This is a genomic window from Sphingomonas sp. NPDC079357 (genome assembly GCF_044901155.1).
Taxonomy (GTDB): domain Bacteria; phylum Pseudomonadota; class Alphaproteobacteria; order Sphingomonadales; family Sphingomonadaceae; genus Sphingomonas.
The window spans coordinates 152152-175670 of record NZ_JBJDOM010000003.1; the positions used below are offsets into that span (position 1 = coordinate 152152).

Sequence of the window (23519 nt, forward strand, 5' to 3'; positions counted from 1 at the left end):
TTGCGCGTCGCGGCATCAATTTCCTTGCCTGGCCCTCCGCGTTCGCCGGGGTGGTCGTGGTAAAGGGAAGGTGACTAGGATGACGAACCAACCGGGGAGGTGCCACATGCCAGCAGCGATCGAACGCATCGTCATCGTTGGCGGCGGAACCGCAGGATGGATGGCGGCGGCGTTGATCGCGCGGGTGCTGGGCGATCAGGTGCGGACCACGCTGGTCGAATCCGAGGAAATCGGCATCATCGGCGTCGGCGAGGCGACGATCCCGCCGATCCAGCACGTCAACGCGACGCTGGGCATCGACGAGGCCGCGTTTCTGCGCGAGACGAAAGCGACGATCAAGCTGGCGATCCGGTTCGACGACTGGGGCGCGCCCGGCGAATCCTATTTTCACACATTCGGTGCGGCGGGGCGGGGGATCGCCTTCTGCCCCTTCCACCATTTCTGGCACCGCGCGCGGGCCGAAGGGATCGACGCCCATTACTGGGACTTCGACCTGAATTACCTCTGTGCACGCGCGGGCAGGTTTGCGCCGATTCAAAGCGGCGATCCGGCATGGAGCCTGCCCTATGCCTATCATTTCGACAGCTCGCTCTACGGGCAGTTTCTGCGTCGCTACAGCGAGGCGCGCGGCGTGACGCGTGTCGAGGGTATGGTGAGCGCGGTCGAACGCGATGGCGAGCGCGGCGACGTCACGTCCCTGGTGTTGCGCGACGGACGGCGGGTCGAGGGCGACCTGTTCGTCGATTGCTCGGGCGCGCGCGGGCTGTTGATCCAGCAGCAGTTGAACGTCGGCTATGAGGATTGGGGGCATTGGCTGCCGTGCGACCGCGCGATCGCGGTGCCGTCCGAACGGTTCGCGGAGACGGCGCCCTATACGCAGTCGATCGCCCGAACCGCGGGGTGGCAATGGCGCATTCCGCTTCAGCATCGCAATGGCAACGGCCTCGTCTATAGCAGCCGCCATCTGAGCGACGATCAGGCCGCCGCGCTGCTGCTCGACAATATCGGCAGCCCGGCGCTGGCCGATCCGCGTGTCATCCGGTTCCGCACCGGGCGGGCGCGGCGGCAGTGGCACCACAATGTCGTCGCGGTCGGGCTGTCGAGCGGCTTTCTCGAACCGCTGGAATCAACCAGCATCTATCTGATCCAGTCGGCGATCGTGCGGTTGCTACATTTCTTTCCGACGGCGGGCGGCCTCGATCCGCTGATGGTCGCCGAATACAATCGTCATTCACAGGTCGAATATGAGACCGTGCGCGACTTCATCATTCTGCATTATCACGCGACGCGCCGTGACGATTCCGCCTTTTGGCGCGACCTGCGTGACATGGTGGTGCCCGAGCGGCTGGCGGCGAAGATCGCGCTGTTCCGCGCCGGGGGCGTGTTGACGCAAGATCCGCTCGATATTTTCCTGGAGCCGTCGTGGGTGCAGGTGCTGCTGGGGCAGGGTATCGTTCCCGCCGCGCGGCATCCGCTTGCCGATGGCGTCGATGCACGCCAACTGGCGGAGCAGTTGCGCGAATTGGCGGCGGCGAAGCGCGAACCGCTGGCGAAGATGCCACGCCATGACGATTTCCTGCGCGCGTGCGGCGGGATCGCGTGAGCCGCGTCGCGATCCTGGGCGGCGGAACGGCGGGATGGCTCGCCGCGCATCTGCTCCGGCAGGCGTGGCCCGACGCGGCGGTAACGCTGATTGAATCGCCCGACATCGGTACGATCGGGGTGGGGGAGGGCTCGACCCCGACACTCAAGCGCTTCTTCGAACTGATCGGGATCGCGGAGGACGACTGGATGCCGCGCTGTCAGGCGACCTACAAGGTCGGTATCCGCTTCGACCGATGGAGCCCTGCCGCGCCTTGGCAAAGCTACCGCCATCCGTTCACGACGCAGGTCGACGTGCATACGCAGGAGGCGTTCGTGCTCAATTGCCGAAACCGGCGGCTGGGGCACGACGTGCCGGTGCATCCCGATGCCTTTCTGCTGGGGGCGCGACTGTCGGCGGAGGGGAAGGCACCGCTGACGCCGCCGTCGTTCCCGTTCCGGATGGAATATGGCTATCATTTCGACGCCGGGCTGCTGGGCGCGTATCTGCGCGACTTGGCTGTCACGCGCGGTGTCGCGCACCGCCAGGCGCGCGTGGTGGGAGCGTCGCGCGCAGAGAACGGCGATATGGCCGCGCTGGTCACCGACACGGGCGAGGACATCGCTGCCGATCTGTTCATCGACGCGAGCGGCCTTGCGGGTTTGCTGGTCGAGCAGACGCTGGGCGTGCCGTACCGCAGCTTCGCGGATCAACTGTTCAACGACGCGGCGGTGGTGCTGCCGATTTCGACCACCGACGCGCCCGGCGTCGAAACGGTGGCGACCGCGCACTCGAATGGCTGGCGCTGGGCGATCCCGCTGAGGCATCGTACCGGGCACGGCTATGTCTATGCCAGCGCGTTCCAGTCCGCCGATGCCGCCGAGGCAGAGTTGCGCGACGGGCTAGACGCGCGCAACGACGCCGTTGCGCGCCACTTGCGCTTTCGGGTCGGGCGGCTGGAGCGGTCATGGGCGCACAATGTGGTGGCGATCGGGCTGGCACAGGGTTTCCTCGAGCCCCTGGAGGCCACCGCGCTGCATCTGGTGCTGGGAACTGTCGAGCAGTTCATCGCGCATATTGATCGTGACGGCGTCACCGATCGCGCGCGTGCCGCCTTCAACGACACGATCAACGCACGGATCGACGGCGTGCGGGACTATATCGTCGCGCATTACAAACTTACCACCCGGGCAGACACCGATTACTGGCGCGCGAATGCCGCGAACCCGGCGGTGCCCGACGGTTTGCTGGAGGTGCTGGACGTCTGGTTCCGGCGTGGTGATCTCGGAGCGGTCTTGCGAGATAACAGCTCGCATTTCGGAGAAATATCCTGGCACTGCCTGCTCGCAGGCTATTGTGCCTTTCCGCAGGTCAGTGCGCCCCGGCGGGACGACGTGGACTTCCATGGCGAACGCGGGATCGCGGCATTTCTGGCCGGGTGTGCGTTGAATTTCCCGACACAGGCGGATGTGTTTGCCGGGCGCCGACAGACCATTTGTACCTGATGGTAAACGGTTGACGGTGGGGTAGGGCAGCGCATGCTTCGTCCGCGCTAGCCACCCTCGCCGCTCCGCTTCTTCCACCCGTCACCGGCGGCGACCCGGAGGATCGCTCGAAGTGCGCTTGGTATGGCGCCGGATTACGAGCTTGCCGGACGCTTATGGCCGGATCATCCGCCCGTAAGGCCGCGTAGCGGTCATCTGCTCGCCAGTCTGCCGCCACCCTGTCGCTAGCCTTCTGCACCGCTCGCGCGTGGCCACGACGCGGACGATCACGCGATGCCTCGAGTCATCAACGGCGTTCGCCTCTCGCTTTCAGGATCAAAATGTTTTCCATTGATCCTAGTGGTAATATGTCCTATCCAAAGCGCGATACAAAGATGGATACACCATCTGACGGAGGGGACGATGAAGCGCCTGTCTCATTTGAATTTGCTGGCTGTCGGCGTTTGTGCCGTCGCCCTTTGCCAATCCCTGCCCGCCCAGGCCCAGCAATCAACCGACGGGCCAGCGGCCGCGGATGATCCCTCGATCGCGCTGCCCGCAGACCCGACTGCGGCTGCGTCGCAGGATGAAGGTCCGGGCGAGGTCGTGGTGACGGGAAGTCGCATCGCACGATCCACCTTCCAGCAGCCGACACCGATCACCACGATCACCGAGCAGCAGCTGGAGCAGAAGGCGGCCACCAACGTCGTCGACCTGCTGCGCGACGTTCCGGCGCTGCGTCCCAACCGCAACAACGGCAGCGGGCGCAATCTGGGTCTGGCGACCTTCAACATGCGCGCGCTCGGCTCCACGCGCACGTTGCTGCTGGTTGACGGGCAGCGCATGATGGACAGCAGCCCGATCGCCAACGGCTTCGACATCAACATCCTGCCCGCGCCCCTGATCGCGCGGCTCGACATCGTGACGGCGGGTGCGTCCTCCGTCTACGGCTCCGACGCGATCACCGGCGTGGTCAATCTCATCTTGGCCGACAATGTACAGGGCGGGAAACTCGACGCTCAGTACAACGTCTCCACTCATGGCGATCTTGGCCAGGTATCCGCCAGCGCCCTGTACGGCGGCAAGTTCGGTGGCGGCCGCGGGCGCTTCCTGATCGCCGGTTCCTATTTCAATCAGCCGGACATCGTCTACCAGGGCGCACGCGACTGGGGGCAGAATGGCGTCACCTTCATCCCCAACGCGGCCTATACGCCGACCAACGGCCAGTTCCGGCAATTGATCGTGCCGAACGCGCGCTATTCGCAGATGACTGCCGGCGGCGTCATCACCTCGGCGGGGCCGCTGCGTAACATCCAGTTCGGCGCCAACGGCGCACAGTCGATCTTCCAGCAGGGCGCCAATGTCGGTACCGTCTGGATGGAAGGCGGCGAGGGATTGATGCCGCAGCCGAACTTCGCGCCCCTGCAGGTCGCCTCCCGGCAGATCAGCGGCTTTGGCCGGCTCAGTTACGACTTCAGCGATGACGTCACGGGTCGCCTCGATGTACTGGCCGCCAATACGCTGGCGCGCAGCACCGGCAATTACAACACCAACAACGGCGACATTACCGTACGCCGCGACAATGCTTTCCTGCCTGCCAACATTCGCGCGGCGATGGTCGCCAACAACCTGACCACCATCCGCGTCGGACGCTACAATCCCGAGCAGGGACGTAACGAAAACTCGACCGAGAACAGCTATTATCGCGTCAGCGGCGCGCTTACCGGTTCGCTCTCCGAAACGTGGAAGTGGGCGCTGGGCGGCAGCTACACCTACGCCCGCTCGCTGATCGAGGGCCGCAACAATCGCAACCAGGCGAACTGGGCACTGGCGCTTGATCCGGTGATCGGTCCAAATGGTCAGCCGGTGTGCCGTTCGACGTTGACCAACCCTGGCAACGGCTGCGTCCCGGCCAACATCTTCGGCATCGGCGCGGTGACGCCTGAAGTAAACGCCTATGTGCTCGGCACTTCACGGCAGGACTCACGGTCGCAGAGCGGCATCGTCAACCTGAACGTGTCGGGTACCGTGTTCAACACCTGGGCCGGCCCGGTCAAAGTGGCGGTGGGCAGCGAATATCGGCGAGACTCGGTCGACAACCGATCGGACCCTGTCTCGGACGTCAATGGCTGGCGACAGGGCACGTTCGGTTCCTACTATGGCAAGCTGGAGGTCAAGGAAGCCTATGGCGAGATGTCGATTCCGCTGGCGCGCGAGACCTCGTTCGCGCGCAGCCTCGACGTCGATCTGGCCGGACGCTTCGTCGATTACAGCACCGTGGGGTCGACCGCAGTATGGAAGGTCGGGCTGAACTACGCGATCAACGACGATATCCGCCTGCGCAGCACCTATTCGCGCGATTTCCGCGCGCCGCGCATCAATGACCTGTTCGCGCAGGCCAACATCCGCATTGGCACCGTCACCGATTACCTGACCAATCGCACCGCCAACGTGAACTTCCTGATCGGCGGCAATCCGAACCTCGGCCCGGAAACCGCCTATACCTTCACCGGCGGCGTCGTGTTGCAACCGTCGTTCATTCCGCGATTGCAGCTGTCGGCCGACTTCTACAACATCGATCTGCGCGACGCGATCATCACGCCGGGGCAGCAGGAGGTGGTCGATCGGTGCGGCCGTGGCGACCAAGTCTTCTGCGCCGGCGTGTTGCGTGACGACACCGGCGCGATCACGCAGGTCAACGCCAACTCGTTCAACGCCCAGACGCTCAAGACCCGCGGCGTCGACTTCGAGGCGAGCTATGCCTTTCCGCTGTTCGCGGGCACCTTCACCACCCGCGCGCTGGCGACCTATGTCGACCGGCTGATCTCGTCCACGGCAAACGGACAGGTCAACACCGCCGGGCAATTGCAGGGCGGGTTCGCGACCCCGAAGTGGCGTGGCTCGACGACGTTCCTGTACGATCAGGGGCCGCTCAACCTGCGGCTGCTGTTCAACTATATCGGCCCGGGCACCTTCGACAATGCGTTCGGGCCGCTCGACCTGAACCGCAACCATTATCCGGCGTATCTCTATACCGACATGTCGGTGACCTATGACGTCACCGATCGCTTCCAGATCTACGCCAAGGTCGAGAACCTGACCGACACCGACCCGCCGCTGCTGGCGGAATCGAGCATCACCGTCGCGCTCGCCACGCTGTCGCAATATCACGACCTGCGCGGTCGCGTGGTCGGCATCGGCGGGCGGATCCGCTTCTAGGCGGCAAGCATCACCCTTCCACGTTCGAGGTACAGCGCATGAAGATCGGTTTTGTCGGCACCGGGATCATGGGGCGGCCGATGGCCGGGCACTTGCAGGCGGCGGGGCATGAACTGCTGCTGGTGCAACACCGCTCGCCGGTGCCGGAGGAACTGCTGGCCGGCGGGGCGACCGTCTGCGCGTCGGCGCACGATCTCGCCGCCGAAGCCGAGGTCGTGATCCTGATGCTCCCCGACACCCCCGACGTCGAGCGCGCGCTGTTCGGCGAGCAGGGCGTCGTCGCCGGGCTGCGTTCCGGCACGTGCGTTGTCGACATGAGCTCAATCGACCCGATCGCGACCCGCGACTTCGCCGCGCGCGTCGCGGCGGCGGGCGGTGACTATGTCGATGCGCCGGTGTCGGGCGGCGAGGTCGGCGCGAAGGCGGCGACGCTGACGATCATGTGCGGCGGCAGCGAGGCGGCGTTCGCTCGGGTCGCGCCGCTGTTCGCGGCGATGGGCAAGAACGTCACGCATGTGGGAGAGGTCGGCGCCGGACAGGTCGCGAAGGTCGCGAACCAGATCATCGTCGCGCTCAACATCGAGGCGGTCGGCGAGGCGCTGCTGTTCGCGTCCAAGGCCGGCGTCGATCCCGACAAGGTCCGCGCCGCGCTGATGGGCGGCTTCGCCGCGTCGCGCGTGCTGGAGGTGCACGGGCAGCGGATGATCGACCGCACCTTCGCGCCCGGCTTCCGCATTGCCTTGCACCAGAAGGACCTCAACCTGGCGCTGTCGAGCGCCCGCGTGCTGGGCCTCGCGCTGCCGAACACCGCCTCGGCGCAGCAATTGTTCAGCGCCTGCGTTGCGCGCGGCGGGGCGGACCGGGATCATTCGGCGATGGTGCAGGCGCTGGAGGCGCTCGCCGACCATCAGATCGCGAAGGTCGAGGCGTGACCATCACGCGGCGCCTTGCGCTCCAGACGCTGTCGCTCGCCGGGTTCAGCGTGGCGGGCGGCGCGCTGGCGCAGGCGCCGCGGACCGGTGGCACGTTCGATCCCAAGCGTTGGTGGTTGCAGGATTACCGCATCGTGCAGACCAATTTGCGCGAGATCGACATCCGCGAGAGCCCGCGCACGATCGCGCGCGCGATCCGCGACTTCGGCGGCAACGTCATCGTCTCGAACATCGGCGGGATCGTCGCTTTCTATCCCACAGAACTGCCCTATCAGCGACGCAACCCGTATATGGGCCGCGGCGACTTCGTGCGCGAGATGATCGAGGCCGCGCACGACGAGGGTCTGGCTTATATCGGCCGCTTCGATCTCTCCAAGGCGATGCAGCCGGTCTATGACGCGCATCCCGACTGGTTCATGCAGAACCGCGACGGCACCCCGCGCGCGTTCGCCGGCACCTATCAGGCGTGTCCGAACGGCGGCTGGGCGCAGGATTACGGGCTGCGGCTGCTCAGCGAGGGGCTGACCCGCTACAAGCCCGACGGCATCTTCTTCAACATGACCGGCTATCCGCGCACCGACTACGCCAATGTCGACCACGGCATCTGCGTGTGCGGCAATTGCCGGCGCGTGTTCCGCGAAATGTACTGCCGCGAACTGCCCGCGAAAGAGGGCTATGGTGACCCGGCCTGGCGCGATTACCTCACCTTTCAGGCGCGCACGTCCGAGGCGCTGCGCAAACGCATCTCCGATCACATTGCGACGCTGGCACCCGGCGTGCCGATCGCGCAGCACGACAGCGTCGAGCAGGTCGGGCGCGGCGAGGTGCAGCGCCGCGTCGACCGCACCGGCCCGGAATGGGCCTATCAATCGGGCGAGCAATGTCGCGCCGCGCTCGCCCGCAGTCCCGGCACGCCATGGTCGTCGACCTCCACCGCGCACATCGACTATCCGTGGCGACAGGTGACCGAGACCGCCGCCTGTCACGAGAACCGTATGGCGCAGGCGATGGGCGTCGGCGCGAAGCTGGACCTGTACCTGATGGGCACGCTCGCCGACCAGGACGACCCGACCTACCTGCCGCCGGTGTCGCGGTTGTTCAAATGGCGCGCCGCGAACGAACGTGCCTATGCGGGGATGGCGGAGTCGGCGCGCGTCGGCCTCTATCAATCGGGCGCGTCGGCGCGGCTGGCGGGCATGACCCCCTATGCGGCGTGGCAGACCGCGGAAGCGCGCGGAGTGTACAGCGCACTGGTCGACGCGCGTATCCCGTTCCGCTTTGTCAGCGATGCGCGCGTCGCCGATGGCACCACCGACCTGAGCGCGGGCTTCGACATGATCGTCCTGCCCAATGCGATGATGCTGTCGGACGCGGAAGCGGCGGCGCTGGACCGCTTCGTCGAGCGCGGCGGGCTGCTGATCGCGACCGCCATGCCCGGCGCTTTCGACGAGCGTGGGCAACCGCGCGCCACCGTGCCGCTCGCCTGCTTCCCGCTCGCGCGTTATACGCCACCACAGCCGATCCACGGCTGGACGCTCGATCCGGACGTCAGCACGCTCAAGGTGACCGGCCGCGTACCGCTCGACGGCGTCTATGCCGGCGGCACCGCGCGCGCTGGTGCCGAGACGCTGATGCGCTTCGCCCCCGACCAGCGTTATGGTCCGCCCGAATTCAGCTATGCGATCCCCGGCGTTGCGGCGCGCCGTGATCCCGGGGTCTCGATGCGCGCGCATGGCAAGGGACATGCCGCGCACCTTCCGTGGTTCGTCGGCTGGCAGTATCTCCGCGATGGCCTGCCGGTACATCGCAAGCTGATCGAGCGACTCATCGCGCGTTACGCGCCCGCACCGCAAGTCGTGCTGACGGGCGATGGCCCGGTCGAGCTGATGATGATGAGTCGCAGCGATGGCGCATCGCTGCTGACGTTGGTGAACTACGCGGGGCAGCGGAACACGCATTATGCGGCGCCGCCTGCGCTGCACGGCCTGCGGCTCGGCATCCGCGGCGGAGTGTCCGGCGCGCGTGCGCTGGTCGGCGGACAGGCGTTGGCGACATCGACGGCACCCGACGCCGCCGGACTCACATGGCTCGATCTGCCGGCGGTCGGCGCGTTCGAGGCGGTACTGTTGAACGGCTGACGTCGCCGCTTCCAGCGGCGCGTGCCCATCGCTATATCTGGATCATGTTTTCAGGCGCACCCCGATGAACGCACCCTCCATTCGGCCCGCCAAACTGGCTGATGCGATCGCAGAACATGTCCAGCAGATGATCCTAGAGGGCTCGCTGCGCCCCGGCGAGCGGCTGTTGTCCGAGCGCGAGCTGTCGGCGAAGCTCGACGTGTCGCGGCCGTCGCTGCGCGAGGCGCTCGACAAGCTGATCGCCGCCGGCTTCCTGACCACCAACGCGCAGGGTGTCGCGCACGTCAGCGACCAGATCGGCAAGAGCCTTCGCGATCCGCTGCTGCAACTGATGGACACGCCCGAGGCACGGATCGACTGTCTGGAATTGCGCGCCGAGATGGAAGCCGCCGCCGCCGCCTTCGCGGCCGAACGCGCCTCGTCGGTCGATCGCGAGGCGATCACGCGCTGCTTCGAGGCGATGACGGTCGCGCATGAGGCGCAGGACGTCGACGAGATCGCGCGCACCGACGCCGAATTCCACTTCGCCATCTACGAGGCGAGCCACAACCTCATGATGATGCACTTCATGCGCAGCATCGAGAGCATCCTGCGCTCGAACGTCTATCTCAACCGCAAGAACCTGTACGAGCATCGTCGCGAGAAGGACTCGCAGCTGCGCGAGCATCAGGCGATCTATGATGCGATCATGGCCGGTGACGTCGAAGGCGCGCGCGATGCGGCGCGGCTGCACATGACCACGGCAATGCGGACGCAGCGCGAGATCTACGAGGCCGAGCGTCGGCTGGAGGCGAGCATCCGCCGACTGGCGCGCGGTGATATCGTCGCAACGAAGAAGGCGCGTGCCGCCGAGGCGTGACCTCGGACGCTTGCCTCACTTGTCGCCCCGGACTTGATCCGGCCCCGCTACTGGACTGTCTGTGGCAAGAAGCGGAGATGCTATGCCGCGCACGCCGTAACGGCGAACGTCACCCGTCCCAGCGGTCCGTAATCCGCAACATAACGCCCGGGCAGCAGCCAGCCACGATCGCCGATCTTGCCCGTGACGATCAGGTCGACAGGGCGGGGCGCATAACCGGCGCGCACTGCCAGATCGCGCACGGTGGCGAGACTCGCGTTTTGCCCGCCCAACGACTCCCCTGATATCCCGGAGGCGATCGCCCGGCCATCACGGCTCAGCGTCACGCGTAGCGCATCGAGGTCGCGCCCGTCCGCCGGTTGCGCCATGCCCCGAACATAGCGTGCGGCGGAAATGTTCGCCGCCACCATGTCGACCGCGCCATAATGATCGGGGTCGCGATACGCGATGTCGGGCAGGTCGATCACCGGCAGCACCTGCCCGTCGCGGTGCCCCAGCTTCAGCTCGAATGCGGCGCGGCGATAGCCGCAGAGCGAAATCGTCGCACCATCGTCGGCGCTTCCCGCGGCGAAGAGCACGCCGACCAGCGGCTCGGCCACGCCACGCCCGGCCAGCGACGCTTCCGACATCAGCCCGCCCTTGTACCCGGCGATCCGGTCACCCGCACGCAGCCGCGTGCGAACGTAGCGGTGTTGCAGGCGGTATGCTTCCAACATCGTCGCCCCGGGACGGGTGGCGGTAATCGGCGCGAACGGGATCGACTGGCGCTCGGCGGCAGTGAAGCCCGCGAGATAGTCACCGCTGCCCGCACACCCGGCCAGCAACAGCGCGGCGAGTGCGACGCGTCTCACGACGGGATCATCCACGGTAGCAGGTGCTGCTGGACCATCACGATCACGCCCAGCACCAGCGTCAGGAAGACGCTGTGCTTGAAGGTCCGGGCAAGGATCGCGCCTTCCTGCCCGCGACAATCGGTGGTGCTGGTGCCGGTGGCGATATTCTGCGGCGAGATCATCTTGCCCAGCACCCCGCCCGAGGCGTTGGTCGCTGCCATCAGCACCGGGTTGAGATCGAGCTGCCGCGCCGCCACCACCTGCAGGTTGCCGAACAGCGCATTCCCCGACGTGTCGCTGCCCGACAGGAACACCGCCAGCCAGCCCAGGAACGCCGACAGCAGCGGGAACAGCGGCCCGACCGACGCGACGCCGACGCCCAGCGTATAGGCCATCCCCGAATAGTTCATCAGGTAGGCGAGCCCGACGATCGTCATCGTCGTGGCGAGCGGCAGCCGGATCTGGCGCAACGTGCGCTTGGCGGCAGCGGCGAGTTGCGCGGCCGAGAGCCGCACGAGCAACGCGGTGATGATCGTCGCCACCAGGATCGCGGTGCCGGTCGCGAGTGGCTGGAAGCTCCAGATCGCGGCATAGCTTTTGCCATAGGTGGTGATGAAGATCGCGTTGTGCAGGCCGGGCCATTCCAGCTTCTGTTCGCCGATCGCATTCACCTTCAGATGGACCCACAGGATCACCGTCACCGACAGCACGATCCACGGGAGCCAGCCCTTAAGACCGTTGGTCGCGGCGGCCGGCGCCGGCGGCGAGGGCTCGACGGCACGCAAGGCGAACGCAGGGTCGGGTGCGAAGCGCCACAGCTTGACGAACAACAGGGTGCAGATCAGCGACGCCAGCGACGACAGCACGTCGGTGAGCGCGTAGCCGAGGAAATTGGACGACAGGAACTGCATCGACGCGAACGATCCACCCGCGACCAGCAGCACTGGCCACACGCCGCGGATCGCGCGCACGCCGCCATAGACCGCGATGACATAGAAAGGCAGCAGCAGCGCGATGATCGGCAATTGCCGCCCGACCATCGCGCCCAATGCCACATCGTGCAACTGCGTGACCGCGCCCAAGGTGATGATCGGCGAGCCGAGCGCGCCAAAGGCGACCGGGGCGGTGTTGAACATCAGCGTAAAGACGATCGCCTCGACCGCGGGAAAGCCGAGCGTGATGAGCAGCGCGCTGGTGATCGCAATCGGTGTGCCGAACCCGGCGACGCCTTCCAGAAGGCAGCCGAACGAAAAGCCGATGACGATCAACGCCACGCGGCGGTCGTTGGGGAGATGCTGCACCATCCAGTCGCTGAACGCCGCGAAGCTGCCCGACGCGACCGCGACATTGTACAATAGCAGCGCGTTGAGGACGATCCACATCACCGGCCACGCGGCGAAGGTCGCGCCAGCGGCGATGCTGTTGAGCGCCATGCCCGCGGGCAATTGCCAGATGGTCACGGCCAGCAGCAACGCGACGGCCACGCCTGCAAGTGAGGCCTGCCACGCCGGCCGACGCAGCACGCCGAGCAGCAGCAGCACCGTCACGATCGGCAGCGTTGCCAGCAGGAACGATAAAGGTAGATTGTCGGCGACAGGCGTAACCAGTTGACGAAACATACCATTCCTCTCGCGCTGCGCCCTGCGGGCGTCTGCGGCATGGCTAACTGAACGTCGGCCATTTTGGCAAGCAAAACTATCCAATTATGTAGGTGAGTGTTATTTGGCTCTACAGCCGGGCGCGTTTTTCCGACGAAGGCCGTCGCGTCGGCATCTCTGCAATGTGCTGTTGCGTTATGTGGTAAGAAAGTTTAGCCAGCTACGAGGCGGATGGTCGCCGGGGAGTAGGGTGGCATGATCGGCAATGACGCGGGGATCGACCGTCGCAGCGTGATCGCCGGTGCGGGGATGCTGGGAACGGCGGCGGCATTGCCGGGTGGCGCGGCGCTGGCCCAGACGCCGGGCAGCGGCTGGGAATGGGGTCCGATGCGCTGGGTGCAGATCTGCGCTACCGAGGATGACCCCGGCCGCTACGACAAGCAATTCTGGCTCGATTTCCTGCAACGGACCCGCACGCAAGGCGTGTGTCTCAGTGCCGGTGGCGTCACCGCTTTTTATCCGACGCAGGTGCCGTTCCACTATCGCAGCCCGTTCCTCGGCAACGGCGACATGTTCGGCGAGCTGGTCCACGCCTGCAAGAACATGGACATTCGCGTCTTGGCGCGGGTCGATCCGCACGCGATGCGCGCCGACGCGCTGGCGGCGCATCCCGAATGGGCCGCTCGCGACGCCGCCGGGCAACCCAAACGCCACCCGGCCGACCCCGAATTGTATCTGACCTGCCCCAACGGCCCCGTAACCTTCGACTGGATGCCGCAAGTGCTTCGGGAGATCGTCTCGCGCTATCCGGTCGACGGCGTGTTCGGCAACCGCTGGGCGGGGAGTGCGGGGATTTGCCATTGCGACGTCTGCCGCACCAAGTTCAGGACGGCGAGCGGTCGGGCGATTCCTGCGACGCTGAAGGATGTCGGTGATCCCGCGGTGCGCGCCTATCTCGTCTGGGATGACGAAATGCGCTACGAACAGCTCGATTTATGGGCGCGTACCGTCACCGGCGTGAACCCACAGGCCTTTTTCACGCCCGGAACATGGGGCAGGCTCGACCCGCGCCGCCTCCGCCGCACCGCGCGCGCGCTTTTCGCGGATCGCCAGGCGCGCAGCGGCAACGCACCCGCATGGCTCAACGGCCGTAGCGCCAAGGAGACCGCCTGCCTGATGCCGGATCGTCCGGTCAGCGGCATCTTTGCGGTGGGTGAAACCGCAACCCCTTATCGTTTTATGGATTCCGTGCAGGCACCCACCGAGATCCGCGCCTATCTGCACGACGGGCTGGCGCACGGGTTCCGCCCGTGGATGACCAAATTCAAGGCCGAGGTCTTCGACAAGCGTTGGGTGCCAGCGGTGGCTGACTCCTATGCGTGGCATGCCCGGCATGAAAAATACTTCCGCAACACCGACAATCTGTCGCGCGTGGCGATGCTTCATTCGCCGCAGACGAACACTTACTATGTACCGGAAGTCCCACGCGATAATGGCGCCGGCGGCCCACAGGACGCGCAGTCGCTGCGCGGCGGGTCCGACGACGCCACCAACGGCTTCTATCAGGCGCTGGTCGAGGCGCGCGTGCCGTTCGCGTTCGTCGACGAACGGTTGCTCGAGCCCGCCGCAATCGATCGTTATCGTGTGATCGTCCTCCCGAACATCGCCGCGCTCTCCGATGCGCAATGCGCGGCGCTGCGCGGCTACGTCAGACGTGGTGGCGCGATCGTCGCGACGCATGAAACCAGCTTGTGCGACGAGTGGGGCAATCGACGCGCCAATTTCGGGCTCGCTGACCTGTTCGGCTGCGACTATGCCGGGCGCGTCGATCAGCGGGTGGCGAACAGCTATCTGTCGGTACGTGGTCCGCATCCGCTGACCGCCGGGCTGGACGACACGCCGCGGATCATGGCGGGCACGAAGCTGGTGCACGTACGCTCCCACGACGCGCGGATGCGTGCGGCGTTCACCTCGGTGCCGAGCTATCCCGATCTGCCGATGGAAAAAGTCTATACCGCGACCCGCAGCACCGATGTGCCGATGGTGTTCGCGCGCACGGTCGGAAAGGGGCGGGTGATCTATTTCCCCTTCGATCTCGACCGGACCTTCTGGGAGAACTCGACCGGGGACCATCTGACGGTGCTGCGCAACGCGGTGGCTTGGGCGGCGAACGCGCAGGAGCCGATGACGGTCAGCGGCCCCGGGCTGCTCGACATCGCATATTGGCGTCAACGCGACTCGGTTGCGGCGCATCTGGTGAATCTGACCAATCCGATGGCGATGCGTGGCTATATGCGCGAGGTGATCCCGGCTGGCCCCTATCAGGTGAGCGTGCAGCTGCCGGCTGGCACCAGACCCGCCACGGTACGTTTGCTGGAGGCCGAACGCGACGCCGTCTACCGTCGAGAAGGCGATCGGCTGATCGTCGAGGTTCCGCAAGTCAAGCTCCACGAAGTCGTCGCGGTTGATCTGGCATGAGCGCCGCCCCGCAGATCGTAGCGTCGACATGGACCGACCGTGAGGCGCGCGCCGCATTACGGCATCTGTTCGACGTGGCGGTGGCCAGCGCTGACCCGGCGCACATGCTGGCGCAGCATCTTCCCGAGCGACCGACCGGCCGTTGTGTCGTGGTTGGCGCAGGGAAGGCCGCGGCGGCGATGGCCGCGGCGGTGGATGTCGCATGGCCGGACGTCGCCCTGAGCGGACTGGTGGTCGTGCCGTATGGCTATGGCGCACCGGCCGGGCGCATAAGGGTGAGCGAGGCGGCACATCCGGTGCCCGACGCCGCGAGCGAGACAGCAGCGCGCGACATCCTGACGATGGTCAGTACCTTGTCCCGCGAAGATCTGGTGCTGGTGCTGATCTCCGGCGGCGGATCGTCGGTGATGGCCTTGCCGGCGGACGGCATCACGCTGGCGGACAAGCAGCAGGTGAGCCGCCTGCTTCTCGCCTCCGGGCTGGATATCCGGACGATGAACATGGTCCGGCGGCGCCTGTCGGCGATAAAGGGCGGCAAGCTGCTCGCCGCCGCCCGGCCGGCGCGCGTGGTGACGCTGGGGATCAGCGATATCCCGGGTGACGATGTCGCGTCGATTGCATCAGGGCCGTCGGTGCCGGACCCGACCGCCGATGCCGATTTAAGCCATGTCGTCGGACTATTCGGGAATCAGCTGCCGGCGGCGGTGGCGGAGCGGCTGCTCGCGCCGGTTGTATCGACGTTGGCAGTCGATGATTACGACTTCCGGCTGATCGGCACCCCCGCCGCTGCGCTCGCTGCAGCCGCGACTGCCGCGCGGTCGCTGGGGTTCTCCCCGGTTATGCTGGGCGACGATCTGGAGGGCGAGAGTCACGTTTTGGGTGCCGAGATGGCGCGGCTCGCGTCAGCAGGGGTCGCGGTGCCTACGGTTTTTCTGTCCGGTGGCGAGACGACGGTCACCCTCGCGGGAAGCGCCTGTGGGCGCGGCGGCCGCAACACCGAGTTCGCGCTCGCGCTCGCCTGCGCGCTAGACGGTCATGCCGGAACTTGGGCGCTCGCTGCCGACACCGATGGCGAAGATGGTGCGAGCCAAGCTGCTGGCGCGGTGATCGCGCCGGACACGATCGCCCGTGCCGAAGCGATGGCATCGGACGCGCACGCTTTTCTCGCCGCGCACGACAGTGCCACGCTGTTCGACGCGCTCGGCGATCTGCTGCTCACCGGCCCGACCCGGACCAACGTCAACGATTTCAGGGCAGTGCTGGTGCTGCCGCAGGAGATGTACGCATGACGCGATTGGCGGCCAACCTGACGATGATGTTCACCGAACTATCGTTTCTCGACCGCTTTGCCGCTGCGGCGGAGGCGGGCTTTGAAGCGGTGGAGTTCGTTTCGCCTTATGCCGAGTCGCCAGAGGCGGTGGCCGATGCAGCGCGGCGACACGACCTTACCGTGGCCTTGTTCAATCTGCCGCCGGGCGATTGGGCGGCAGGCGAGCGCGGCTTCGCGGCCGATCCCGACCGCATCGAAGAATTTCAGCAAAGCCTCGACCTATCGCTCACTTACGCGCGTGCCACCGGTTGTCGAACTTTGCACCTGATGGCGGGCAAGATCCCTGATGATGCCGATCGGGGACAATGGACTGACACGCTGGTCTCCAACACTCGGCTGGCGGCTGATCGGGTGGCGGCGGATGGCGTGACGCTGGTGCTTGAGCCGATCAATACGCGCATCGATATGCCCGGATATTTCTATGACCGTACCGACGCAGTTTTGGACGTGATCGACAGCGTGGGGCGCGAGAATGTCCGATTGCTATATGACGTTTATCATATGCAAATCATGGAAGGCGACGTTGCGCGCACCATCGAGCGACTGCTTCCGCGCATCGGTCATATCCAGATCGCAGACAACCCGGGGCGCCACGAGCCCGGCACGGGGGAGCTAAACTTCCCCTGGCTCTTCGGCAGAATCGCGTCGATGAACTACAACGGCTGGATCGGCTGTGAGTATGTGCCGACAGCGGACACCCGCGAGGGGCTGCACTGGGCAGCGCCTTATCTCAACGACCGTCTGGGCGGTAGCCTTCCGACAGAAAGCACCGGCTTCTAATCGGGGGATGGCAGGATGGTCAGGTTGGTCTTGGCGGCCGCACATGCCTGCCAGCCCCGCCGTTTCGCTACTTCTATTCGTCGCCCGAGGTGATCGGGTTGCTCTTCAGTCCATGGCAACCTCCACAATCTTTTCAGCGTGGGACGCCACATCATCAATCCACAATGCTACCACCACCGGCGCTCCCGCCACACCGGCGGAGTAGCATAAGCGCGTCTTCTACAATCAGCCGGTCCTTCCCGTACCGCTGTTCGCCGGACGGTGTTCGCTTCTGCGCGCATACGGCCCGGCCCGGACGGACGGACGGACGGACGGCATCGTCGGCGATCCGGCTGCGTTGGGGAGCGGGGCTGGAATTGAATCCGTGATCGGCGCAGATCCCAGCCAATGGCCAAGCGTCGCCGGGTAAAGCGGCGGCGTCCACGGGAGACTGACGTATGAAGACGGCGATTGTTACGGGTGCCACATCGGGGATCGGTCAGGCGACGACGCGGGCGCTGGCCGGCGCGGGCTGGCAAGTGATCGCGACCGGACGCCGCGCCGACCGGCTTGCCGGGCTGGCGGAGGAATGTGGCGAGCGGGTGCATATCGCCGCCTTCGACGTCCGCGACGAAGCGGCGCGGGATGCTGCGCTCGACGCGTTGCCGGCGCGGTTTCGCGAGATCGACCTGCTCGTCAACAATGCCGGCCTCGCGCTCGGCACCGCCCCTGCGCAGAAGGCCGATCTCGACCAATGGCGGACGATGATCGATACCAACGTCACCGCGCTGGTCTCGATCACCCACCGGTTGCTGGCCGGGCTGATCGCGCGCAAGGGCGGGATTGTGAACATCGCGTCGGTCGCCGGGACATATCCGTATCCGGGCGGGAACGTGTATGGCGGCACCAAGGCGTTCGTGCAGCAATTCACGCTCAACCTTCGCTCGGATCTGCACGGGACCGGCGTGCGCGTGAGCGCGATCGATCCGGGCATGGTCGAGACTGAATTTACGCTGGTGCGCACTGGTGGCGATCAGGGCGCGTCTGACACGCTCTACGCCGGTGCGACGCCGATGACCGCCGAGGATATCGCCGCCACCGTGCTGTGGATCGCGACCCTGCCACCGCATCTGAACGTCAATCGGCTGGAACTAATGCCGGTAAGTCAGTCGTTTGCGGGATTTCAGGTGGCCCGCGACGAATGACGCGGCAAGCTGGGCCAGATGGGATTTGGCGGTTGTGGAAGAGTCTTGCTGCCGGAACAGCGGCTCTGGCGCTGAGCAACGCTGGTGATCGAGGGCACGGGCGTTCACCGATGGGACCCAAAGAGGGGCGATAATACCGGCGTTCTGCGCGCCGGGGCACAAGGTCGTGCGCTATTTCACCGCCACGGGGACGGAAACGTCCAGTGTCGCGCCCGCCGGCAGCCGACCGCGCGGACGGAAGCGGATCGCGTTGGTCTGCCCGGCGGAGGCACCGGGCACATAGGTCCAGGTGAGCCCCTGATCGGCGGAGAAGTCGACGTCGTCGCTGGTGCTCGCCGGTCCGTCATAGCTAAGGGCGATCGCACCGTTCGCCGGGCTCAGCGTGAAGGAGACGACCGCCGCGGACGTACCATCGCCGTCCAGTGCGAGCGTCTGACGCGCCGCGATCGGCATCACCATGGTGACGTTGCCGTCCGTCGCCACGATGTCGGGATTGTTGACTTGCACGCTGATACGGCGCTTGCCACCCGGCAGCGCCTTGGGAAAGCTGGTGCCGTTGACCGGGTCCCAGGTGGTGCGCCCGGAGGCGGTGAGCACCAGCCTGCGCGCGGCGACCGTCAGGGTGATATCGACCACGGTGGTGGCGGTGTCTTTCTCCAGCCCGAGGACGCATGCGCCAAGCGCGCCCACGCCCTGACAGATGTACCAGTCCCATTTGATCGTCAGACGATCGGTATAGACGCCCTCCGGCAAGCCGGCGGTGGCGAGCGGGCGGACGAAGAACGGCAATTCGGCCGAGGTGCCGCCGAGCAACCCGAGCAGATTGAGCAGATCGTTCTGCATGTAATCGACCGTGCCGTTCTGCGCGATCGGGACGCTGTTGTTGGGATCGGCGGACAGCGCGTAGCCGAGCGTCGGCGCGCCGGCGGTGCTGGGAGCGAGCTTCAGCGCATTACGGCTCTGGAACGTCGCCTTGATGTAGTTGCCGCTCAGAACCTTGAGCAGTCCCGGCGTGCACACCAGCCCGGCGCGGCTGCGCAACGCGGGCACCGCGCCCGTGGTGGCGATGGCGGCGGGCGAGAAGCTGCCGAGATCAGTCGAGGTTAAAGCGGTAGCGGTGCAGGCGGCGGCGGTGGCGGGGGTGGCGCCGAGCGCCCCGACGAGGCCTGCGATCACGAGCAACAGCGCATGCAGCAGGATCGACGATCGGGCAGGATGGGCGCGGGACATGGTGCTTTCAGGTCGCTCGACAGGTGTCGGTCCTAAGCCGAAGGTGGCTAAAATACTGTGAAGATTGGACAGTTCTTCGCGCGATCCAGCGTCGCGAGCGCATGAACGGTTGCGCGACGAGCGCCGGCGTCGATCGTGCTGCCGCGTTGGGAGATGCGCAGCCAATGCCGGCCGAGCGCCGCAAAACCGAGCGACCCGGCAACTCCCGCGATGCGATGCGCTTCTTCTACCAGGGACATGTTCATTGGCGCATGCAACGCGGCTTCGAGCGCGTGGCGCAGTCCTTGCAGCAGCCCGGCAATCGGTGCGGCGCCGAACGTCGCGGCCAGCCGCTCGATCGTCGCGAGCCGCGTGTCATGGCGCCACTCTGCGATCACGCCGGGCAGATCGGCGGAGAGCCGGTGCCACTCAACGGCGGCGACATAACCCTGCGCGCTCCAGTCGGTGGCTGCGAGCCACGCGGGTGACGCCAGCGCCACAATTGGTGCCGGTGTCGCGAGCAGTGCGCCACGAACATTCGGCACAGTGTCAGCATCGGCGGCGTGAAGCAGGATCTCGTCCTCGGACGCCAAGACGGTTGCGGCGGCAGAAAGGCGATATGGCCAGCCGTATCGGACCGCGAGCGCGGCTGCGGCAACGGTACCATCCAAATCGGAGTCAATAAGTACAATCATGCCGCGTTATCTTACTCAAGTTACACGATTTTAGTTTTGTCTCATCTGGACAGTCCACTCAGGGGGGACGATCTTCGATACCGATAACAACTGCAACCATGGCGGCATGGCAGAAGACGGACGCAGGTTGGGAGGGCGCGCCTTGATCGCGGACGACCATCCGCTGACCCGCGAGGGGTTGGCGATGGCCGTGCGGGCGGCGTTGCCTGGCGTTTCCGTGGTCGCATCCGGTTCGATCAGAGAAGCACGTGCGCTTGCGCGGCGCGCGCCGTTGCGGATGATCCTGCTCGACTTCCACCTTCCCGATGCGCGCGGCTTTTCCGGACTGATGACGTTGCAGATGGAGGCGCCGACGACGCCGATCGTCGTCGTCACCGCCAGTGAGGAACCGCGTCTGGTGGAGGCGGCACGCGCGGTCGGGGCGGCGGGGTATCTCTTCAAGAGCCTGCCGCTAGACGCGCTGGCCGACGACTTGCGGCGCGTCGATGGCGGTCAGCGCGTCTTCCCGGCCGGGGCGGCGGCGGGCGCGACGGAGTTGGACGACCTGCTCACGCGGCTGGCGTCCTTGTCCAATGCGCAGCGTGCAGTGATGCTGGCGCTGGCGGACGGGCGGGCGAACAAGCATATCGCGCGCGAACTGGGCGTCACCGAGGCGACCATCAAGGCGCATCTGACCGTGATCTTCCGCAAGCTGGGGGTCAGTAACCGGGCGCAGGCGCTGCTCGCGGCGCGGTCGCTGATCGGCCGCGCGGCGCCGTGACCGCACTTGCGCCACCGGCGGCGCCGTCGCGGTGGCGCTTCGTCCTGATCGCGACGCTGACGCCGCTGCTGCTGGCGGGGTTGATCGGCTGGACGGGCATCGAGCATGCGCGGTCGCTGGAGGCGCAGGCAGAGGCGGCTCGATCCTTCGAGCGCGAGCGCGCGCTGTTGCTGCTGCTGTCGGCAGTCAAGGATGCCGAAACCGCGCAGCGTGGGCTGTTGCTGACCGGCGATCGCGCCTTTCTGACACCTTACGCGCCGGCGCGTGCGGAGGTGGCGCGCTTGCTGATCGAAGCGGGGACGGCGGGACGTGCGTTGCGCCCGGCGATCGCGGCCAAGTTCGCGGAACTGGATCAGACGATCGCGCTGTTCGATCGCGGGGAAACCGAGGCGATGCGGCGCGAGGTCGCATCCGGGCGCGGCAAGCGGATCATGGACGGATTGCGCGCGGCAGTGGCGGACGCGGCCGACGCGGAGCGCGGGCGCACCGCCGAGCGCTCGGCCGCGTTCCGGCAGCATCGCGACGACAGTTACCGGTTGCTCGAAGTGGTCGGCGCGCTGGTCAGCCTGATTCTGCTGGGCATCGTCATGATGTTGTGGCGTTCGCAGTCGCATCGCCACGCGGCGGCCCATGCCGCGCACGACGCGGCGACGCGTCATGCGGCGATCCTGGCGAGCACGACCGACACGCTGCTGATCGTCACCACTGACGGGCGGATCGAGACGATCAACGCCGCGGGGTACGAACTGCTGGGATACACCGCGGCGGAGTTGGCTGATCGCGATCTGGCGACGGTGCTTCCTTCCCATGCGGCTTTGGGTGATCTGCGCGCGCGAACCGGCACCGGCACGGCGGGCGGCATCTTCTCCGATCAGATCGCACGCCGGCGCGACGGCAGCGACGTGCCCGTCGATGTCGCGATCGGGGTGATGCACAGGCCGGACGGTGACCGGCTGGTGCTGTCGCTGCGCGATGCGTCCGACCGGCTGCGGATCGCGCGCGCCAAGGACGAGCTGATCTCGACGGTCGGCCACGAATTGCGGACCCCGCTGACCTCCGTGGTCGGGTCGCTGGCGCTGCTGCGCGCCGGCAAGGCGGGGTAATGGCCGGCGCAGGCGGAGCGCCTGATCGCGATCGCCGACAATAATGCGCGGCGATTGATCCGCCTGATCAACGATATGCTGGAGATCGACCGCCTGGAGAGCGGGCAACTGGCCATTGCATCCGCGCCACTCGATCTGCGCTCAATCACCGCGCAGGCCGCGCTCGACGGTGAGGGGGTCGCCCGGCGGCATGAGGTGACGCTGGTCGACGTCACCGCGGCTGCCCCGATCATGGTGGCAGGCGATGCGGGGCGGTTGCTGCAGGTCGTGGCCAATCTTGTGTCGAACGCGATCCAGGCCTCCGCGCGCGGCGAGACGGTGACGCTGCGCGCCGAGGTGGCCGCCGCGCGCGCGCGCGTGAGCGTCGACGACCTTGGAGCGGGGGTGCCCGCGGATCTGCGCGCACGATTGTTCGATCGGTTCCAGTCGCAGCGGGCCGCGGGCGGGACCGGGCTGGGACTTGCGATCGCGCGTGAGATCGTACGGCGCATGGACGGCACGATCTGGTTCGAGGACCTTCCGGGCGGCGGAACGCGGTTCGCATTCGATCTGCCGCTCTTACCGACACCGCCGCACGGGACGGCGGGGCGGGAGGGGCGGCCGCTGCTCCTGCACATCGATGACGATCACCAATTGTGCGAGGCGATGATCGCCGCGCTTGAGGATGTCGCGACCTGCGTCTGCGTTGCCGGCGTCGAAGAGGCGCGCGTGGTCTTGCGGGGAGGCGGACCGTCGCTGGCGGTGCTCGATATCACCGTGGACGGCGGGAACGGCGCGGTGCTGCTCCCCGAGCTGGTCGATCGGGAAGGGCGGCCGGTTCCACTGGTCCTGCTGTCCGGCGCGGAGGTGTCGCCGGAGATCGCGCGGCGGGCGACCGCGATCCTGGTCAAGGGGCGGCATGATCTGGCGGCGGTGATCGACACGGTACGGCGGCTGCTGCGCGAGATGGAGGCGCGACGGTGACGGAGCCGCTACGGCTGCTGTTCGTCGATGACGACGCCGACATCCGCGCGATCGTCACGCTGTCGCTGGGGCTTGATCGGGCGATCGTGCCGGTCGCGGTCGGGACGGCGGAGGAGGCGCTGGCGGCGGTCCGCACGGGATCCGGGTTCGATGCGGCGCTGCTCGACGTGACGATGCCGGTGATGGACGGGCCGGCGCTGTTCCGGATGCTGCGGGCGATCGTGCCGGGCCTGCCGGTGATCTTCATGACCGCGCACAGCCGCGACCACGAAGTGGCGGCGTTGCGCGCCGCAGGGGCGGTCGGGGTGATCGTCAAGCCTTTCGAGCCGCTTACGCTGGCAGCGCAGGTGCGAGCATTGCTGGCGTGACGCC

General features: G+C 66.6%; 18 protein-coding genes. 14 read left to right on the top strand and 4 right to left on the bottom strand.

From position 1 onward, the window contains the following. Window positions 1-106 precede the first annotated feature (106 nt). The 6 genes from ACI2JO_RS12390 (at window position 107) to ACI2JO_RS12415 (ending at window position 10214) form a co-directional block, all read left to right on the top strand. The gene (locus tag ACI2JO_RS12390; RefSeq protein WP_404721003.1) at window positions 107-1603 is read left to right on the top strand and encodes a tryptophan halogenase family protein; all 1497 of its coding nucleotides are present in this window, start codon (window positions 107-109) and stop codon (window positions 1601-1603) included. Then, complete coding sequence (locus ACI2JO_RS12395) at window positions 1600-3087, top strand: tryptophan halogenase family protein (RefSeq protein WP_404721004.1); 1488 nt, start codon at window positions 1600-1602, stop codon at window positions 3085-3087. Before ACI2JO_RS12390 ends, ACI2JO_RS12395 begins: the two co-directional genes overlap by 4 nt. Window positions 3088-3675: 588 nt before the next feature. Continuing rightward, window positions 3676-6285: a TonB-dependent receptor domain-containing protein gene (locus tag ACI2JO_RS12400; protein WP_404721005.1), complete on the top strand. Its 2610-nt coding sequence runs from the start codon at window positions 3676-3678 to the stop codon at window positions 6283-6285. Next, a complete protein-coding gene (locus tag ACI2JO_RS12405) occupies window positions 6231-7217 on the top strand; it encodes a 2-hydroxy-3-oxopropionate reductase (RefSeq protein WP_404721151.1) in 987 nt (328 codons plus the stop codon). Before ACI2JO_RS12400 ends, ACI2JO_RS12405 begins: the two co-directional genes overlap by 55 nt. Beyond that, window positions 7214-9355, top strand: coding sequence for a beta-galactosidase trimerization domain-containing protein (locus ACI2JO_RS12410; RefSeq protein ID WP_404721006.1), 2142 nt, complete (start codon window positions 7214-7216; stop codon window positions 9353-9355). The genes ACI2JO_RS12405 and ACI2JO_RS12410 overlap by 4 nt, the downstream gene beginning before the upstream one ends. Window positions 9356-9419: 64 nt before the next feature. After that, window positions 9420-10214 carry an FCD domain-containing protein gene (locus tag ACI2JO_RS12415; RefSeq protein ID WP_404721007.1) on the top strand — a complete coding sequence of 265 codons (795 nt, stop codon included), beginning with the start codon at window positions 9420-9422 and terminating at the stop codon, window positions 10212-10214. An 80-nt stretch (window positions 10215-10294) separates the two neighbouring features. Here ACI2JO_RS12415 and ACI2JO_RS12420 read toward each other — a convergent pair whose 3' ends face one another. Both ACI2JO_RS12420 and ACI2JO_RS12425 read right to left on the bottom strand, forming a co-directional pair. After that, window positions 10295-11065, bottom strand: a complete 771-nt coding sequence (locus ACI2JO_RS12420) for a hypothetical protein (protein WP_404721008.1) — start codon at window positions 11063-11065, stop codon at window positions 10295-10297. Beyond that, window positions 11062-12666 carry an L-lactate permease gene (locus ACI2JO_RS12425; protein ID WP_404721009.1) on the bottom strand — a complete coding sequence of 535 codons (1605 nt, stop codon included), beginning with the start codon at window positions 12664-12666 and terminating at the stop codon, window positions 11062-11064. Before ACI2JO_RS12425 ends, ACI2JO_RS12420 begins: the two co-directional genes overlap by 4 nt. Before the next feature lie 234 nt (window positions 12667-12900). Here ACI2JO_RS12425 and ACI2JO_RS12430 point away from each other — a divergent pair, with 234 nt between their 5' ends. The 4 genes from ACI2JO_RS12430 (at window position 12901) to ACI2JO_RS12445 (ending at window position 18417) form a co-directional block, all read left to right on the top strand. Next, on the top strand, window positions 12901-15123 hold the full coding sequence (locus ACI2JO_RS12430) for a ThuA domain-containing protein (protein WP_404721010.1): 2223 nt from the start codon (window positions 12901-12903) through the stop codon (window positions 15121-15123). Continuing rightward, window positions 15120-16412 carry a glycerate kinase gene (locus ACI2JO_RS12435; RefSeq protein WP_404721011.1) on the top strand — a complete coding sequence of 431 codons (1293 nt, stop codon included), beginning with the start codon at window positions 15120-15122 and terminating at the stop codon, window positions 16410-16412. The genes ACI2JO_RS12430 and ACI2JO_RS12435 overlap by 4 nt, the downstream gene beginning before the upstream one ends. Then, window positions 16409-17233 (top strand): 2-oxo-tetronate isomerase, encoded by an 825-nt coding sequence (gene otnI, locus ACI2JO_RS12440; protein ID WP_404721012.1) that lies wholly within the window; start codon window positions 16409-16411, stop codon window positions 17231-17233. Before ACI2JO_RS12435 ends, otnI begins: the two co-directional genes overlap by 4 nt. A 437-nt stretch (window positions 17234-17670) precedes the next feature. Beyond that, on the top strand, window positions 17671-18417 hold the full coding sequence (locus ACI2JO_RS12445; protein ID WP_404721013.1) for an SDR family NAD(P)-dependent oxidoreductase: 747 nt from the start codon (window positions 17671-17673) through the stop codon (window positions 18415-18417). Between the two features lie 171 nt (window positions 18418-18588). Here the strand turns inward: ACI2JO_RS12445 and ACI2JO_RS12450 are convergent, their stop codons facing one another. Both ACI2JO_RS12450 and ACI2JO_RS12455 read right to left on the bottom strand, forming a co-directional pair. Beyond that, window positions 18589-19647, bottom strand: coding sequence for a spore coat protein U domain-containing protein (locus ACI2JO_RS12450; RefSeq protein ID WP_404721014.1), 1059 nt, complete (start codon window positions 19645-19647; stop codon window positions 18589-18591). A gap of 47 nt (window positions 19648-19694) precedes the next feature. Then, window positions 19695-20321: a hypothetical protein gene (locus tag ACI2JO_RS12455; protein WP_404721015.1), complete on the bottom strand. Its 627-nt coding sequence runs from the start codon at window positions 20319-20321 to the stop codon at window positions 19695-19697. A gap of 142 nt (window positions 20322-20463) precedes the next feature. Here ACI2JO_RS12455 and ACI2JO_RS12460 point away from each other — a divergent pair, with 142 nt between their 5' ends. The 4 genes from ACI2JO_RS12460 to ACI2JO_RS12475 are packed head-to-tail and all read left to right on the top strand — an operon-like array spanning window position 20464 to window position 23515. Continuing rightward, window positions 20464-21081 carry a response regulator gene (locus tag ACI2JO_RS12460; protein ID WP_404721016.1) on the top strand — a complete coding sequence of 206 codons (618 nt, stop codon included), beginning with the start codon at window positions 20464-20466 and terminating at the stop codon, window positions 21079-21081. Continuing rightward, a complete protein-coding gene (locus tag ACI2JO_RS12465) occupies window positions 21078-22184 on the top strand; it encodes a CHASE3 domain-containing protein (protein ID WP_404721017.1) in 1107 nt (368 codons plus the stop codon). Before ACI2JO_RS12460 ends, ACI2JO_RS12465 begins: the two co-directional genes overlap by 4 nt. A gap of 54 nt (window positions 22185-22238) precedes the next feature. Next, window positions 22239-23147 carry an ATP-binding protein gene (locus ACI2JO_RS12470; protein WP_404721018.1) on the top strand — a complete coding sequence of 303 codons (909 nt, stop codon included), beginning with the start codon at window positions 22239-22241 and terminating at the stop codon, window positions 23145-23147. Continuing rightward, window positions 23144-23515 carry a response regulator gene (locus tag ACI2JO_RS12475; RefSeq protein ID WP_404721019.1) on the top strand — a complete coding sequence of 124 codons (372 nt, stop codon included), beginning with the start codon at window positions 23144-23146 and terminating at the stop codon, window positions 23513-23515. Before ACI2JO_RS12470 ends, ACI2JO_RS12475 begins: the two co-directional genes overlap by 4 nt. The last annotated feature ends 4 nt before the right edge of the window (window positions 23516-23519 follow it).